The organism is Pedobacter frigoris, assembly GCF_005116445.1.
Classification (GTDB): domain Bacteria; phylum Bacteroidota; class Bacteroidia; order Sphingobacteriales; family Sphingobacteriaceae; genus Pedobacter; species Pedobacter frigoris.
On record NZ_SWBQ01000006.1, the window covers coordinates 156,687 to 173,325 of the forward strand.

Annotated in this window: 14 protein-coding genes; 12 read left to right on the plus strand and 2 right to left on the minus strand. The window is 40.7% G+C overall.

The window, feature by feature from the left end; translation table 11 throughout:
- Nucleotides 1-27 precede the first annotated feature (27 nt).
- Entirely contained in the window at nt 28-501 is a 474-nt protein-coding gene (locus tag FA047_RS18545) for a DUF5362 family protein (RefSeq protein ID WP_136837586.1), read from the plus strand.
- On the opposite strand, the gene FA047_RS18550 is transcribed toward FA047_RS18545, so the two are convergent.
- The gene (locus FA047_RS18550) at nt 498-1,220 is read right to left on the minus strand and encodes an SRPBCC family protein (RefSeq protein WP_225872787.1); all 723 of its coding nucleotides are present in this window, start codon (nt 1,218-1,220) and stop codon (nt 498-500) included. The genes FA047_RS18545 and FA047_RS18550 overlap by 4 nt on opposite strands.
- Before the next feature lie 158 nt (nt 1,221-1,378).
- Here FA047_RS18550 and FA047_RS18555 point away from each other — a divergent pair, with 158 nt between their 5' ends.
- On the plus strand, nt 1,379-2,809 hold the full coding sequence (locus FA047_RS18555) for an alpha-L-fucosidase (protein ID WP_205943351.1): 1,431 nt from the start codon (nt 1,379-1,381) through the stop codon (nt 2,807-2,809).
- A 218-nt stretch (nt 2,810-3,027) separates the two neighbouring features.
- Here the strand turns inward: FA047_RS18555 and FA047_RS18560 are convergent, their stop codons facing one another.
- Entirely contained in the window at nt 3,028-3,546 is a 519-nt protein-coding gene (locus tag FA047_RS18560) for a DinB family protein (RefSeq protein ID WP_136837587.1), read from the minus strand.
- Between the two features lie 236 nt (nt 3,547-3,782).
- Here FA047_RS18560 and FA047_RS18565 point away from each other — a divergent pair, with 236 nt between their 5' ends.
- From FA047_RS18565 to FA047_RS18605, 10 genes are all read left to right on the plus strand, one after another.
- The gene (locus FA047_RS18565; protein ID WP_136837588.1) at nt 3,783-4,379 is read left to right on the plus strand and encodes a GIN domain-containing protein; all 597 of its coding nucleotides are present in this window, start codon (nt 3,783-3,785) and stop codon (nt 4,377-4,379) included.
- Between the two features lie 111 nt (nt 4,380-4,490).
- Nucleotides 4,491-4,937: a KTSC domain-containing protein gene (locus tag FA047_RS18570; RefSeq protein ID WP_136837589.1), complete on the plus strand. Its 447-nt coding sequence runs from the start codon at nt 4,491-4,493 to the stop codon at nt 4,935-4,937.
- A 135-nt stretch (nt 4,938-5,072) separates the two neighbouring features.
- Nucleotides 5,073-5,957 (plus strand): SMP-30/gluconolactonase/LRE family protein, encoded by an 885-nt coding sequence (locus FA047_RS18575; RefSeq protein WP_136837590.1) that lies wholly within the window; start codon nt 5,073-5,075, stop codon nt 5,955-5,957.
- 41 nt (nt 5,958-5,998) lie between these two features.
- A complete protein-coding gene (locus FA047_RS18580; RefSeq protein WP_136837591.1) occupies nt 5,999-8,071 on the plus strand; it encodes a CehA/McbA family metallohydrolase domain-containing protein in 2,073 nt (690 codons plus the stop codon).
- Between the two features lie 54 nt (nt 8,072-8,125).
- Nucleotides 8,126-10,639 (plus strand): DNA ligase D, encoded by a 2,514-nt coding sequence (gene ligD, locus FA047_RS18585; protein WP_136837592.1) that lies wholly within the window; start codon nt 8,126-8,128, stop codon nt 10,637-10,639.
- Between the two features lie 518 nt (nt 10,640-11,157).
- Nucleotides 11,158-11,586: a DoxX family protein gene (locus FA047_RS18590; protein WP_136837593.1), complete on the plus strand. Its 429-nt coding sequence runs from the start codon at nt 11,158-11,160 to the stop codon at nt 11,584-11,586.
- Between the two features lie 47 nt (nt 11,587-11,633).
- Nucleotides 11,634-12,233 (plus strand): LEA type 2 family protein, encoded by a 600-nt coding sequence (locus FA047_RS18595; protein WP_136837594.1) that lies wholly within the window; start codon nt 11,634-11,636, stop codon nt 12,231-12,233.
- A 97-nt stretch (nt 12,234-12,330) separates the two neighbouring features.
- A complete protein-coding gene (locus FA047_RS18600; RefSeq protein ID WP_136837595.1) occupies nt 12,331-14,766 on the plus strand; it encodes a PIG-L family deacetylase in 2,436 nt (811 codons plus the stop codon).
- 14 nt (nt 14,767-14,780) lie between these two features.
- On the plus strand, nt 14,781-14,927 hold the full coding sequence (locus tag FA047_RS20580; RefSeq protein ID WP_169304457.1) for a hypothetical protein: 147 nt from the start codon (nt 14,781-14,783) through the stop codon (nt 14,925-14,927).
- Nucleotides 14,924-16,618: a sodium:solute symporter gene (locus tag FA047_RS18605; protein ID WP_136837596.1), complete on the plus strand. Its 1,695-nt coding sequence runs from the start codon at nt 14,924-14,926 to the stop codon at nt 16,616-16,618. The genes FA047_RS20580 and FA047_RS18605 overlap by 4 nt, the downstream gene beginning before the upstream one ends.
- Nucleotides 16,619-16,639: the final 21 nt, after the last annotated feature.

Here is a 16,639-nt window from a genome sequence, read left to right on the forward strand (position 1 = left end):
AGCCCCTAAATATAATATAACAGAAATATGGATGATTTTAATGAAACAGCATCGGACAAGAACAAGGAAGTTGAAGAACTAATCGTTACAGAAGATATTCGCAGTTACATTTACGAAACTGCAAAGTGGGCAAAGTTTCTGTCTGTTGTAGGTTTTGTTGTGGCCGGATGGCTAATTATGCTGGCGTTTAGTGCTTCCGCTTTCGAAACCGCTTTGAACCAGACTCCCGGAGGTGCGCAGTTTGCGGCAATGGGAAGCACTGTATTAACTATATTCTGTTTACTTAGCGCACTGCTTTATTTTTACCCGAGTTTAATGCTTTTTAAATATTCAACCGCTGCAAAAAATGCTGTGCTTTTTGCAGAGCAGGAGAGTCTCGTGGTTGCGATGAGCAAAATGAAGTCTTTCTTTAAATTCTGGGGCATTTTAACTATCGCAATCATCGCCTTTTATGCGCTGGCATTGATCCTGGTGATCTTTGCTAAAATGGGGATGGCTTAAGTCCCCTCAATACGATGTTTGAAGCTTTTGATTTCTTTTTTCAGCAGGCTTTCAAAAAAAGGATTTAACAATTGAGCTAGTCCGATACCAATACCCCCGATAGGCGGGTGGTAAGACAGTACAATTTTTAAATTAGTACCTCTTCCGTCCGGGCTTTCTTCAAATTGTACCCTGCCCACATGATGAATCAATGAACCCTGAATAGATTTCCATCCTATCAGGCGTCCCGGCTCATCTTTTACAATCTCAGCATCCCAATCAATAGAAAACAGGTTTCCCATTACATTTGCTTTCCAGTGTGAAAGCTGGTTGTCTTTAATTTTAACATCCAAAAGATGTTTGATGCTTCCCGGCAGGTTATTTAGGTTTCGCCAGTAAGCATAAACCTCTGCCGCTGGTTTGTCTATTTCAAATTCACCGCGTACGTTTATAGCCCTTGGTTTGCTGGCATCGATCCCCAATCTTTCATATAACAAACATCGACCTGTAAAAGCTCTATAGGCCAGGTAAGTGCCGTACAGAAACTGTCCTTTGAAAGGTCTTTTAATACCTCTGCTGATCAAAATACCACTCAGAAACATAGATACCATTCGTTCTGTTAGTCCTATATTTTCATAATGATGCTTTTCTATTGAAAATTTACCAGATCTTAATTTCAGATTAGTTTCATGTAATTCCATCGTGTCGGTTTGTTTATAGTTATCCATAACTGCTGCCATATTTTATGTTTAAAAACACTTTGTGGATTGATAAGTTTTAGCTATTCCGGCTTTTGTTTGAAATCATGCCAAAATCATTTAATTTAATGGCAAATTCATACAATTATTAATACCCGTTATGTTGCATTTTTAGTTATCAGTATGATCAATCAAACGTTATGAAGCCAATACAAAAAATTACGACTACAATCATGCTCTCTTTGATGGGTACTACTGCTGCCTTTGCGCAGCAAGCGCCTGCACCTTACGGGGCATTGCCAACAAAACACCAGCTGGCCTGGCAGGATATGGAATATTATATGTTCATCCATTTTGGTCCAAATACATTTACCGATAAGGAGTGGGGACATGGCGATGAAGATCCTAAAATTTTTAACCCTAAGAAACTAGATGCCAGGCAGTGGGTGCGTACCGCCAAAGCTGCCGGGATGAAAGCGATTATTATCACAGCAAAACACCATGATGGATTTTGTTTATGGCCAAGTAAATTCAGCACGCATACAGTGAGAGAAAGTGCCTGGAAAGATGGTAAAGGAGATGTTTTAAAGGAACTTTCGGCCGCTTGTAAGGAGTATGGGTTGAAGTTTGGCGTATACCTTTCTCCATGGGACCGTAACCATCCTGATTATGGTACACCAAAATACAATGACGTATTTGCCAGTACCCTGAATGAAGTTTTGAGCAGCTATGGTCCGGTTTTCGAACAATGGTTTGATGGGGCAAATGGCGGCGATAAGAAGCAGCCTTATGACTGGAAGAAATTCTATACAGCAGTGTATAAAAACCAGCCTCAGGCTGTTATATTCAGTGATATAGGCCCGGGTGCAAGGTGGATGGGCAATGAAAGAGGTGTTGCAGGAGAAACCAACTGGTCTACTTTAAATACAACTGGTTTTGGTGTAGGTGCCGAGGCTCCTTCCACTGACGTGTTGAATACAGGTAATGAAAATGGTGAACACTGGATTCCTGCGGAAGTAGATGTGTCAATCAGACCGGGTTGGTTTTATAGTGCAGCTACTGACGATAAAGTTAAATCCGTTGAGCAGTTGGTGTCTATTTATAACACTTCAATAGGACGTAATAGTAACCTGCTTTTAAACGTGCCGGTAAACCGCGACGGATTGATTCATCCAAATGATTCGACCCGCCTGATGGAGTTTAAACGAGTAATCGACGCTTCTTTTAAAACCGATCTGGCGAAGGGAAAGAAAGTTACTGCCTCTGATTTAAGAGGCACTTCCAAACAGTTTTCAGCTCAAAATCTGACAGATGGTAATGCCAATACTTATTGGGCGGCTAAAGACGGTGTTAAAAGTGCATCATTGGTTATTGATCTTGGTAAGCAAACAGCGTTGAACCGCATTCTTTTGCAGGAATACATTGCATTAGGACAGCGGGTCAAATCTTTTTCGGTGGAGTACTGGAACGGAAAAGATTATGAGCAGATTGATAAACAGACCACTATTGGTTATAAACGTATATTGTCATTTCCGACGGTTAAAACAAGTAAAATCCGTGTGAAGATACTGGAGGCTAATGCTTGTCCGGTGATTTCAGCTATTCAGTTGTACAACGCGCCGGAGTTATAGTTGATTGCTCAGATGTAAATTGATTGATATTCGAAACATACCTAAGGCTGTCCGAAAAGTCAATTATTCTTGCCGTCATCCTAAGGAATATCTCGTCATCTCGAGGATAGGAGAGATCTCTTGATTGTGATAATCAAGAGATCCCTCGGTTCCTCGGGATGACGATTGGTATATTAAAGATCTACATACCATAACGTCCAATCCCGATACTATAAGGTCTAGTCCCTGTTCCAGAATGCCGGTGGCTCTATGCCCAGACTTCTCAAATAAACAGTTCCCTGAGCACGGTGGTGAATTTCGTTGTCTATAAAATATAGAATCGTAGAAAAAGCCTGACCATCGTACATACCAAATGCAAGTACATTTTCCTGAAAGCGTTCTTCGCTGATCTGTGGCCAATAAGCGATGATCTGTTCAGTTGCCTGATCCCACAGTGCAAGGAATTCTGTCTTGCTGGATGCTACAGCTTTTGCGTTGTGGTCCCAATTACTGCCCGCTGGCCATTCGTCGGTAGCGATCCCTTTTATACCTGGTCCCGAGATATCCAGGATTTCCTTCATCATATCAGCAAAAGTTCGCATTCCTCCAATGCTGTAATCAAAGAATTTGTCTTCAGGAAAAGCTTCTATGACACGTTTTGTTAGTCGACGATGTCCCAGCCATTGGTTTAATAAATCGGCCGGAGAAATGAATAAAGGAGCTGAAAGTGTTTCTGTGTGGTTGTTTTGAGTTTCCATGATATGTTTTTTAAGGTTAACTATGATTTCTTATGCAAAGAAAACTACCGCCACTGACAACCCTATGGCAGTCTGTTTTTTTAGATGAAAAAAAATTACAGGGAGTTGGTCGAATAATTTCAGGCGTTGGTCGTGAAGTGTTCAAAGCTGGTATAATACGACGAAAATAGCTGAAACGTTTGTCGCCCGAGGTCGTCTTAATAACAAACAATAAGAAAACTTTAAAATATTATATCATGAAAACTTTAACAAAAACATTATTCTACACAGTATTCGCAGCAGTACTTTTAACTTCTTCAGCAATGACATCTTTAGCTGCTAACACCATAAAGATTGAAACGATAAAAAATAACTTTAACAAGATCTGGGTTGGCGGAAATGTAAAGATCATCCTGACGCAGAGTGAAAATGAAGGCGTGTTTGTAGATGAGAATTTTAATGCAGACAAAACATTTGTGACCAGTAAAGGGCAGACTTTGTATGTCAATTCCATGGCTGATGGACAAGTAACCATTAAGGTTTCGGTAAAAGACCTGCAAAGGATAGAAGCTGCAGGAAGCTCGGTAGTGGTGACCAGCAATAACTTTGATGTAAAATACCTTCAGGTTTTTCTGAGTCAGAGCGCAAAAGCAAAAGTAAGTGCAATTACAGGTAGCTTATATACCGTGGTGAATGATGATGCGAAGTTGAAAATGAGCGGTTCTGCAAATGAACATACACTACTGGCCAGCAACATGAAGAATATTAAGTTCGGAGATTTCGTAAGTCTAAAAACAAATCGTCAGGGTTCTCCGTCTTTACCGGCAGATCAACTGGCTGGTATAGCAAAATAAGATAGATTGGATGGGTTAGGGATAAAGCGGCAGGTGAAAACCTGTCGCTTTTATAATTAATTGAAAATAATATGATTACATAAAGATTTGCTGTACCTTTGCGCAAATTTTATGAAGAAGATAGTAGATTACAGAAAGTTATTGGGTGTACAGAAGGATGCCGAATTAAAAGAATTGAAGACCATTTACAGGAATTTAATGAAAGACTGGCACCCTGATAAGTTTCAGGATAGCGAAGAAGCAAAGCTGGAAGCAGAGACTAAAAGTAAAGAGATCATAGAGGCCTACCACTTTTTGGTGAGTATCGCGCCTGAAACACTTGCAATTTCCAAAGAAGAGTATGACCAAACTACAGGAACTTGTGGTATTGCAGATTACAACTGGGCGGGATTGGTATTAACTGTACATTTCCTTGACGGAAGTGCTTACGAATACTTCGGTGTACCAAAAGCAGTTTATGTAAAACTGGTAAATGCTGATTCGCCCGGAAGGTTCGCACGTCGTCATATCTTCAGCGAGTTTCCATATAGAAATATAGCTAAGCTGGCAACAGCATAATAGCTAATTAAAATAATGAAAGCCCCCTCTGACAATTGTTCGGAGGGGGCTTTTTTTATTTTGAATTCTCTTCCGGATGAATTCGCCTAATGAAGATGGGTAGAGGAAATCAAAATAAATCATATCTTTAATGATATGATGTTCAGAAGCTTTTTTATCACACTGTTTACCTTGAGTATAGGCAGTACAATCAGTAAGGCTCAATTATTTAATCCAGATAGCCTCAGGTTAATTTCAGATCAGTTTTCTTTTACCGAGGGGCCGGCTGTGAATAAGAAGGGGGAGGTATTTTTCACGGATCAGCCTAATGATAAAATCTGGAAATACGGGCTTGATGGTAAACTTTCAATCTTTATGGATAAATCAGGCAGAGCCAATGGTTTGCATTTTGACCGTTCGGGTAATCTGCTGGTTTGTGCTGATGAGCAAAACCAGTTGTGGTCTATTGACAAAAATGGTAAAATCAAAGTATTAATAAAAGATCTCGATGGTAAGCAGCTGAACGGGCCAAATGACCTGTGGGTAGATAAAAAGGGCGGTATTTATTTTACTGATCCCTATTATCAACGGGATTACTGGACCAGAAAGCAGCCTGAACTGGAAAAGCAGAACGTGTACTATCTGCCAGCAGGCAAAAAGAAGCAGTTGACGCTGGCACTTGATGACCTGAAACAACCTAATGGCATTGTAGGTACTCCTGATGGAAAGTATTTATATGTATCGGATTTGGGTGCCCGGAAAACATACCGGTATGAGATTATGGCTGAGGGTAAGCTGGGTAACAAAAAGCTGATGTTTGAAAAAGGATCGGATGGGATGACGCTGGATGAAGAAGGTAACATTTATATTACCGGCAACGGGGTAACGGTGTTCAACAAAGAGGGTTTACAGCTTGCTCATGTTCCGTTGAAGGGCTGGACAGGCAATGTTTGTTTTGTTGGTAAGGACCGGAAGCAACTTTTCATAACTTCAGGTAAAACGATTTATATCGTCCCAATGAGGGTGCGTGGGGTTGAATGATAAGAAAAAAATTGTATGTTAGGGGATCAAACCAAATATGTATGAATCCCAAACTGATACTTTTTATTTTTTTACTACACGCTGGTTTAGTAGCTGCGCAGACTAAAGTAAATACTGAAAAATTCAACAAAAAGAATGAAGCTTCTCTAAAAGTTGACAAGGATATTCTGGAGATCACCTGGCCTACCGGCGCGAATAGTAAGGGTAAAATCGAGTTCAACATGCGAAAAGATGAACCCTTATTTAAGCGCATTCAACTAAACTCAAATGTAGTTGCCACAGAATTAGATCCAGCATTTTTATTGAGTATTGGAAAAAGAGATTTAATGTCGCAAAATGGATGGATGATCTTTTTTGATAAGGTTCCTTTGAAGCCTTACAAGAATTACCCCATTGAACTGAAAAAGAATAGTTTCTCGGTAAGCAGTATCGGGAGCAGAACCGTAGTAACGGTTTCATCCCTGAGCGCAGATCGTTTTGCCGGTAATCTGGAAGTTACTTTCTATAACGGTAGTCCGCTGTTCAATGTGGCTGCGGTGATGAGCACGAAGGAAGATGCTACGGCAATTGTTTACGATGCCGGTTTGATGGATACTAAGAATGCCTGGAAAACGATCTCGTCTATAACGACAGAAGGGAAAATAATTGATGCTCCGGTAAATAAGACAGACACTGCGGTGAACCTAGCGGTGAAGTACCGTACAATTGCAGCCAGCAATGGGTCTGGTACACTGGCCATTTTCCCTGCTCCGCACCAATATTTCTACCCGCTGGATGAGGCCTTTAATCTGAAATTCACATGGCATGGTACTAAATATAGAAAAATGCTTGATGGGTATGGAATTGGTATCAGACAGGACTTGAAGGGGGATAACAGGTTTGTGCCCTGGTTCAATGCTCCGCCACAAACGAAGCAAAGGATGAATTTCTTTTGCCTGCTGAGTGATCAGCTGGGTGAAGCTGCTTTTACCGAGGTAAAGAAATTTACAAACAATGACGCTTATGCAAAGTTGCCGGGATTCAAAACCATGTCGAGCCACTTCCACAATGAAATAGTAATGAAGGTTTTAATGGCCAACAGGGAATTGCCTGAGGTTCCGGATTTCATGAAGGTATTTAAGAGTACGGGGATTGACATCGTGCATTTGGCTGAATTTCACTACACCGCTCACCCCAAAGGACCAGATGAACTAAGATTGCTGGAGCTAAAGACACTTTTTGACATGTGTAAGCAATACTCCGATGATGAGTTTTTATTACTGCCTGGCGAAGAACCAAATGAATTTTTTGGCGGGCATTGGCTGCAGTTTTTCCCTAAGCAAGTTTACTGGATTATGCAACGTAAGCAGGGACAGCCACTGTATGAGGAACACCCGGTGTATGGAAGGATATACCACATCGGGGATAAAGACGATATGCTAAAACTGCTGGAAATGGAAGGTGGTTTGGCCTGGACTGCTCATGCCCGTACCAAAGGTTCGGTAAATGCGCCTGATGTATATAAGGATGAGGCTTTTTTTAAATCAGACCGGTTTATGGGTGCTGCATGGAAGGCCATGCCGGCCGATCTTTCAGAGCCTAGGTTGGGAAAAAGGGTGCTTGATCTGCTGGACGATATGAACAACTGGGGTGAGAAGAAAACAATCATTGCAGAAGCAGATTTATTTACCATTACTCCTGAAAACGAAATGTATGCCCACCTGAATGTGAATTACATGATGCTGGACAAGCTGCCGAAATATGAGGAAGGCTGGAATCCGATAGTAGAAGCTATGCAGAAGGGCAAATTTTTTACCTCGACTGGTGAAGTTTTGATACCGATGCTGACTGTCAACGGAAAAACGTCTGGTGAAACCATAAAGCTGGATGCTGCAGGCAATGTAAATATAAAAATGCATTTGAAGTGGACATTTCCAATGAACTTTATTGAAGTGATCTCCGGAGATGGCAATAAAGTGTATAGGGACAGAGTAGACCTGACAAATACCAGGGCTTTTGGAGATCAGGTTTTTGAATTTAAAAAGAAACTAAAAGGCTGTAAGTGGCTGCGCGTAGAAGCCTGGGATACTGCAGTAAATGGAGCTTTTAGTCAGACTTTCTATATAGGCAAGTAAAAAACACTGCGAAACCATATTCCCCGATAACTGTTATGACTTTAAAAGAAGGTTATGAGTTTGGAGAAATATGTCAAAAAGCGAGATTTCAGCAAGACTAAAGAACCTGGTTTAAAGAAAGCCAAGCTTGAAGCAAAAGCTGGGAAAAAAGCTAAAGCCACTGCAGGTAAAAAGCTAACTTTTGTAGTACAACGTCACCATGCTTCACACCTTCACTATGACTTTCGTTTGGAAATGCAGGGCGTATTAAAAAGCTGGGCTGTCCCTAAGGGGCCGTCATTAAATCCTAAGGACAAGCGTTTGGCAATGATGGTAGAAGATCATCCTTACGAGTACCGCACTTTTGAAGGGGAAATTCCTGCCGGAAATTATGGCGGCGGAACTGTACATATATTTGATAAGGGTACCTATCAGGCTCTGGAAAAGGGCAGTGAGAAAGACTTGTTAAAAGGCCTGTATGCCGGTAATCTAAAATTTAAACTTAATGGTAAGATCCTGAAAGGCGAATTCGCTTTGGTGAAAATAAAGAGTGCTGAAGATAATGCCTGGTTACTGATCAAGCATAATGATGAATATGCGGTGAAGGGTGAATTTGATAGTGAAGACCTGGTACCATCGACTATAAAGAAGAAAGGCATTGCTTTTAAAAAAAATGCAGGCAAACAGAAGGATCTTGTTGAGCTTGAAACAGAGGTCACAGAAGAACCTTTAAGGAGTACCGGGGATAGTTCCTATAAACCAATGCTTGCAAAACTTGCAGATCATATTTTTGATGATCCGGATTGGATATATGAAAAGAAACTGGATGGTTACAGAGCCCTTGCTTTCACAGAAGCAAAAGGAGGGGTAAAGATCATGTCACGAAATGGGATTGACTTCAAAGAAAAGTATAAAGCTGTTTCTGATGCGCTCAAAGATTTGGGCTTAGATGCTGTAATAGATGGTGAGCTGGTGGTCGAAGATAAAAAAGGCAAAGGCTATTTTCAAAAGCTCCAGAATTATGATGCTGCAACAGAAGACATGGAACTTAAGTTTTACGTATTTGATCTGCTTTCTTTGAACGGACACGACATGAGGGGTATGGAGCTTTTAAAACGTAAAGAGCTGTTGAATAAGCTGATTGATGGTTTAAATGAATCCTCCATCATTTACAATGATCATGTTTCTGAAAGAGGAAGCGAATTATTTAAAGCAGCAGAAAAACATGCATGGGAAGGCATCATCGGCAAGCACGCACATAGCACCTATTCGAGCGATAAGCGTTCAGATCAGTGGCTCAAATTTAAACTCCAGAATAGTCAGGAAGTAATCATCATAGGGTTTTCCAAGCCGGAAGGAAGCCGGAAATATTTTGGCTCAATTGCGTTGGGTATGTATGAAGGTACGGAACTCACATATATAGGTAACTGCGGGACCGGGTTTAATGAAGAAACCTTGAAGGATCTTTATAATAAGATGAAGGCATTGGTCATTAAAAAGAAGCCGTTAAAAGAAAAAGTACATAAAGAATATAGTTTCACCTGGGTGAAGACAGAGCTGGTAGCAGAAGTTACTTATAGTGAGTGGACCGAAGATCAGCATTTGAGACACCCGGTTTTTAAAGGACTTCGTATGGATAAGGAAAAGGATAAAGTTGTCAAAGAATCAACAAGAGAAGAGACAGGCGATAAGGAACTACTGTTTGGCCGTAAAAAAGTGAAATTGACCAATTTGGGTAAGCTGTATTGGCCAAAGGAGGGGATTACAAAAGGTCAATTATTGGCTTATTATGAGAAAATGTCAGCGTATATCCTGCCTCATTTAAAAGATAAAGCCTTGTCGTTAAACAGACATCCCAATGGAATAGATGAACCTGGTTTCTTCCAGAAGGACCTGGACACCGACAAGATTCCTAAATGGATCAAATCAGCTCCTTTATATTCAGAAAGCAACGATAAGCATATCGATTATCTGATTTGCAATGATGAAGCTACGTTATTGTGGATGGTAAATCTGGGTTGCATAGAAATCAATCCATGGTTAAGTAAATACAAAACACCGGACCACCCTTTGTTTGCGGTACTTGATTTAGATCCGCATGACATAGATTTTAAAGAAGCAGTAAAGGTTGCACTGTCTGCTAAAGAATTGCTGGATAAGATGAAACTGAAGTCTTTTATAAAAACATCCGGATCTAAGGGACTACATATTTTTATTCCTATAGGCGAAAAATATGACTACGATGTTTCCAAGGACTTCATTAAATACCTTGGACAAATGCTGTTTGATCTGCATCCGGATACCACAAGCCTTGAGCGAAGCCCATCGAAGCGCAAAAACAAGATCTATCTTGATTTTCTTCAGAACAGACGCGGGCAAACCATTGCTGCGCCCTATTCTGCGAGGCCAAAGCCTGGAGCTACTGTTTCTGCACCTCTGGAATGGACTGAGGTAAACGAGAAACTAAACCTGAAAGACTATACGATTTTTAACATGGAAGAAAGAGTGAAAGAAAAGGGTGACCTATGGAAGGGAGTGTTAAGCGTTAGAAATGACCTGTTAACCGGATTGAGAAGACTTAAAGGCTGAGCAGTCGATTTGTTGGCATTAAGTCAGGAAGCAAAATATTGTTTCGATTTATTTTCATACCATTACTTTGTTAACACTGTTAGCTAATTTCTATTCTTCATGACTTGGTATCCATCCAGATCATACAAAAAGAAGGAAGGCCTGATGATAATAAAAAGATGATTCTTCAGGATGCGATTCGGGATTTATTACAGCCCTGACAGCTTAAATAAAAACGCTATTGTAGTGTCGTTTCTACCTGTATTTGCCAGAGATGTGCTTGCCTTGTGCTTATATTTTGTTTTGCTATTCTTTTGCTTTCCTTTTGCTATTGTTTTGCTATCCTTTTGCTTTTAGCAAAATAAAGGCAAAATTATAGTAATAAAAAGCCAAAAAAATAGCAAAGTAAAATATCTGTACACCATAGCCTCATCTTTACCTCAGCATGAGTAAAATCAATTTTTATCCTAGTGGTAAGTTGCCTATATTTACCGTAAAATATTCACTATTTAATCATAAATCAAAAACAGAATTCGAAAATGAAAAAGCTATTTAATACCAATTTTAGCAATGAGGGCGTACACTTTATGTTACTTGTTTTACGGGTGGCATTTGCAGCATTTATGATGGTTCATGGCTATCAGAAATTAGGCGGGATCACTGCAGGTGGAGAGGTGCAATTTGGCGACCCAATTGGAGTTGGTCCCGTGGCTTCACTTTATCTAACTGTATTTGCGGAATTTTTCTGTTCCATCTTATTGTTATTGGGACTTGCTACTAGAATAGCGGTTATTCCTTTGATTATCACAATGCTTGTGGCAGTATTTATCGTACATGCCCCTGATGGTTTTGATAAGAAAGAAATGGGTTTACATTATCTGGTTGTTTATCTGTTTATATTTGTTGCAGGAGCTGGAAAATACAGTATAGATCATATCATCAGCAGCAATTTGAGCCGCAGGCGCTAATTGTTGCCGTTTATATCATTTAATGCGTTAATCCCGTTATAAGTATTATGAAAAAGATTTTATTGATTTGCCTGACGGCTATCGCGATATCAGGTTGCGGAATAAACAGACAGGCCCAGCAAATTAAAGCGCTTGAAAAATGTAAGTACAGGATTACTTCGGCGGATCAGATTACCATTGCAGGAGCTGATGTAAAGAAAATGATCAATGATCAGGACATCAATATTGCCAGTCTTCCAGGACTGGCGCTAGGTTTATTGAGAAGAGATGTTCCCCTTAAGGCCAGGCTAAACCTTGAAGTTAAAAATCCTACAGGAGATGATGCTGCGATCAATCAGTTTGAATATAAAATTTTAATCAACAGGCAGGAATTGGCTAATGGCTTTGTAAATCAGGAAGTGAATGTCGCTGCCGGACAATCTACCGTTGTGCCTGTGGATATGGAAGTAAACATTTATCCCTTCGTTTCTAATAGTAAGGTAATGGGTGAAATCAGCGATTTTATCAAAAGCGGTAAAAGCGGAGCAGAGAAAAAAGGAATGCTAACTTTAAAGATCAGACCTAGTATTAAAGTAGGCAATACCTTGGTTAAGTATCCGGGTTTTATCACGATAGACAAAGAAGTTTCCAGTAAGATTCTCCTATAAAACATGTAGTACTTTTGCAGGATTGTTACGGAGTTTAATTTGTATAAAAAGTACAGATTGATGATTTTTGGTTATTTTCGAAAAATAAGATCCGTATATGAAATCTCGTTTATATCTGCTGGTGATATCAGCAGTTCTCCCATTTTTTTCTCAGGCCCAGATGATGCAGCAATTAAATGCTGCTGAAATCAAACAGGGACTACAGGCTTTAAATGTTACAGGCAGTGTATTGTACGTTGCTGCTCATCCGGACGATGAAAATACACGTCTGCTGGCTTATCTGGCCAAAGAGAAGAAGGTAAGAACCGGTTATCTTTCCCTAACAAGGGGAGACGGAGGTCAAAACCTGATCGGTAATGAGCAGGCAGAGCTTCTCGGACTGATACGTACACAGGAATTATTGGCTGCAAGACGTACGGATGGTGCCGAACAGTTTTTTACGAGGGCAAATGATTTTGGTTTTTCCAAAAATCCTGAAGAGAGTTTTAAAATATGGGATAAGGCTAAAATACTTGCGGATGTAGTCTGGGTAATCCGTAAATTTCAACCAGATGTAATTATTACCCGTTTCCCTGAAGATTCGAGAGCCGGACATGGTCATCATTCAGGTTCTGCAATACTTGCAAAAGAAGCTTTTGTCGCTGCTGCAGACCCTAAGCAATTTCCGGAGCAACTTGCATTTGTGAAGCCCTGGAAAGCTAAACGTATTTTATGGAATACTTCTAACTTCGGAGGAAACAATACCACTTCGGAAGATCAGCTAAAAATAGACGTAGGAACATATAACCCATTATTGGGGAAAAGTTATGGTGAAATAGCGGCTGAAAGCAGATCCAATCACCGCAGTCAGGGCTTTGGTTCGGCCAGGCAAAGAGGAGGAAATATTGAGTACTTTATTCCTGTTGCGGGTGAAAAGGCTGTTAAGGATATATTTGACGGAATTGATTTTACGTTAAACAGGATCCCTGGAAGTACTGTTATTCAGCAACTGATAGCTGAAATTAATACTGAGTACGATGCTGCTGAACCATCAAAATCTGTAGCTAAACTTTTAAAATTGCGAAGTTTGGTGAAAGACAAGGCGTTTAAGCACGGCTTACTAGACGATTTAATTCTGGCTAGTGCTGGTATCTGGCTGGAAATGCAGGCTACAAGTTCGACATATGCGTTAAATACACCAATCAAAGTAAAGGTGCAGGGGATAGCAAGGATAAAGCCAGGATTTCCTTATACCGTTGCAGTTGAAGAGACAAATACCGGCGCATCTTTTAGCCTGGCTCCAAATCAGTTTGTTTCAAAAGAAGGCTCAATTCGGGGGGGGAAGCAATTGACACAGCCTTATTGGCTGGAGAAATCACATGCTCTGGGGACTTTTGTAGTGGATTCTCTTTCAAAAATCGGCCTTGCTGAAAATCCGATCGATTTAAGCGGCGTTTTTCGGGTGAAGATTGGCGATGATGTCATTGTGAAAAAACTTCCGTTGATTTATAAATATACTGATCAGGTAAGGGGTGAGTTGTATCAGCCTGTTGTGATTGCTCCGCCCGTTACGGCGACAATGAGCGAAAAAGCATTTGTATTTAATGGAAATGAGTCGAAGCAGATTGCTGTGCGATTGAAGAGTTTTAAGGATAATGCTGCAGGTACAATTACGGCTGTCCTTCCATCGGGATGGAAAGCTTCGCCTGAAAAGCTGGAATTTAACTTGAATAAAAAGGGTGATGAACAAATTGTTTCATTTACTGTCACCCCTGCAGGTGCCGTCACGGGGGGAGATCTTTCCTTGAACGTTTCGGTAGATGGACTAACTTATAACAAATCATTGCGGGTCATAGATTACGAGCATATTCCGGTTCAGACACTGTTTCCTCTTGCAGAGGCCAAGGTGGAAAAAATTGATTTGAAGTTTGCAGGTAAAAGAATAGGATATCTGGCAGGGGCAGGGGATTTAGTTTCCGAATCTTTAAAGCAAATTGGATATGATGTAGTGGATTTAACAGAAGGTCAGGTGATTAATGGTGATCTTTCTGGATTTGATGCAATTGTTACAGGTGTCAGGCTTTACAATGTGAATGAGCGTATCAAAAGCATGCAGCCCAGGTTGATGAAATATGTGGAAAATGGCGGTGTGTTAATGGTGCAGTACAATGTAAGCAGTCCGCTTAGGTTGGATAACATCGGCCCATATCCATTTAGGTTATCTAGGGACAGGGTAACGGAAGAAGATGCGAAAGTTAAGATAATAGCACCTGCGGACAAGGCATTAAATTACCCAAATAAGATTACAGAGAAAGATTTTGATGGCTGGATACAGGAAAGAGGATTGTATTTTGTAACAGGCGCAGACCAAAAGTATACTTCTTTGTTGAGCATGAACGACCAGGGAGAATCTGCTAAGGACGGATCCTTGATCGTTGCTGATTATGGAAAGGGTAGATTTGTATATACGGGGATTTCATTTTTCAGACAATTGCCTGCCGGTGTACCTGGAGCATACAGGTTGTTTGTGAATCTGATTTCAGGTAAGAAATAGTTAATATTCGAAATATGGAACAAGGCAAGCCATTACAGGATACAGAAGAGCAGGACCTTCCTCCTTTTGTGAAGACCTGGAAACAATTTTACCGGCTACTCATTGGCTGGCTTGTGTTCCTGATCTTAGTTTTTTACGCTTTTACCAGGTATTTCGAATGAGTATCATAGATTGGTCAGTATTGGTCGTTACGCTTGTGGTGATCGTAGTTTACGGCATCTACAAGAGCAGGGGAGCCCAGAATATTCAGGGGTATTTATTGGGTAATCAGTCATTGCCATGGTACCATGTTTGCCTCTCTGTAATGGCGACCCAGGCCAGTGCCATTACTTTCTTGTCTGCCCCAGGTCTGGCATATTCATCGGGGATGAGTTTTGTGCAGTTTTATCTCGGATTGCCCCTGGCTATGATCGTGCTGTGTATTACGTTTGTGCCCATATTTCACAGATTGAAAGTCTATACCGCGTACGAATACCTTGAGCAGCGTTTTGATTTGAAAACCAGGGCGCTAACCGCATTTTTATTTTTGATACAAAGGGGGCTTTCTACGGGGATCACGATTTATGCACCCTCTATTATTCTATCGACTATATTAGACATCAACACCACATACACGACACTATTTATTGGTAGCTTGGTGATATTCTATACAGTTTACGGGGGTACAAAGGCAGTTTCTTACACGCAGATGCTCCAGATGAGTATTATTTTTTGCGGGTTATTTGCAGCTGGTATCATGGTGGTGCACCTTCTTCCAGGTGATATAGGTTTTAGCAAGGCAATTAGTATAGCTGGTAAAATGGGCAGGACAAATGCGATCGATTTTAAGTTTGATCTTAACAATCAGTATACCGTCTGGACGGGGTTGATTGGAGGCTTTTTCTTGCAGTTGTCTTATTTCGGAACTGACCAGAGCCAGGTTGGCCGCTACCTGTCGGGTTCCTCCGTGAGTCAAAGTCGCCTGGGCTTGCTAATGAATGGGCTCGTTAAAATACCTATGCAGTTTTTGATTTTGCTGATAGGGGTTTTGGTATTCACATTCTATCAGTATAACCGTCCGCCAATTTTCTTCAATAGTTTTGAGTTGAATAAACTGGAAAACAGTAAATACGCGCCGGAACTCAATCAGATCAAAGCTGATTATGAGCAGGCATTTGAATTGAAGCAGGTCGAAGTAAATAAAATGAACATTGCCATTGATCAGGATGATAAGGAGGCAATTGATGCTCAACGTGTGGCGCTACAGGCAGCAGATGCAAATGAAAAGGCCATTAGAACAAAGGTTACAGACCTGATGGTTAAGAATGATGAACATGCCAATACTAAAGATAACAATTACATTTTTCTGAGTTTTGTTACGCAGTATTTGCCGAAGGGGCTGATTGGTTTGCTGATCGCTATTATTTTTCTGGCCTCTATGGGATCTACCGCGAGTGCATTGAATTCTTTAGCCTCTACAACAGTTATTGACATTTATAAGCGACTGATAAGAAAAGATGGATCCGATCATGAATACCTGCAGGCATCAAGGCTGGCAACGGTGTTTTGGGGCGTTATTTGTATTGTAATGGCTTTGTATGCCAGCAAGATAGGGAATTTGCTGGAGGCAGTGAATATACTTGGATCTTACATATACGGAACTATACTGGGTGTGTTTTTGGTAGCCTTTTATGTGAAACAAGTAGGAGGAAGGGCTGTGTTTTTTGCAGCTTTGGCAGCGGAGATATTGGTTGTGGTAATTGGTCAGATGGAACTGGTTGCCTATTTATGGCTCAATGTAATTGGCTGTATGCTGGTTGTGTTGTTTTCGCTTATTATTCAAAAGCTGGTTTCCTCCTCAAGGTCAATTTAAAAAAATCGTCATCTCGATCGA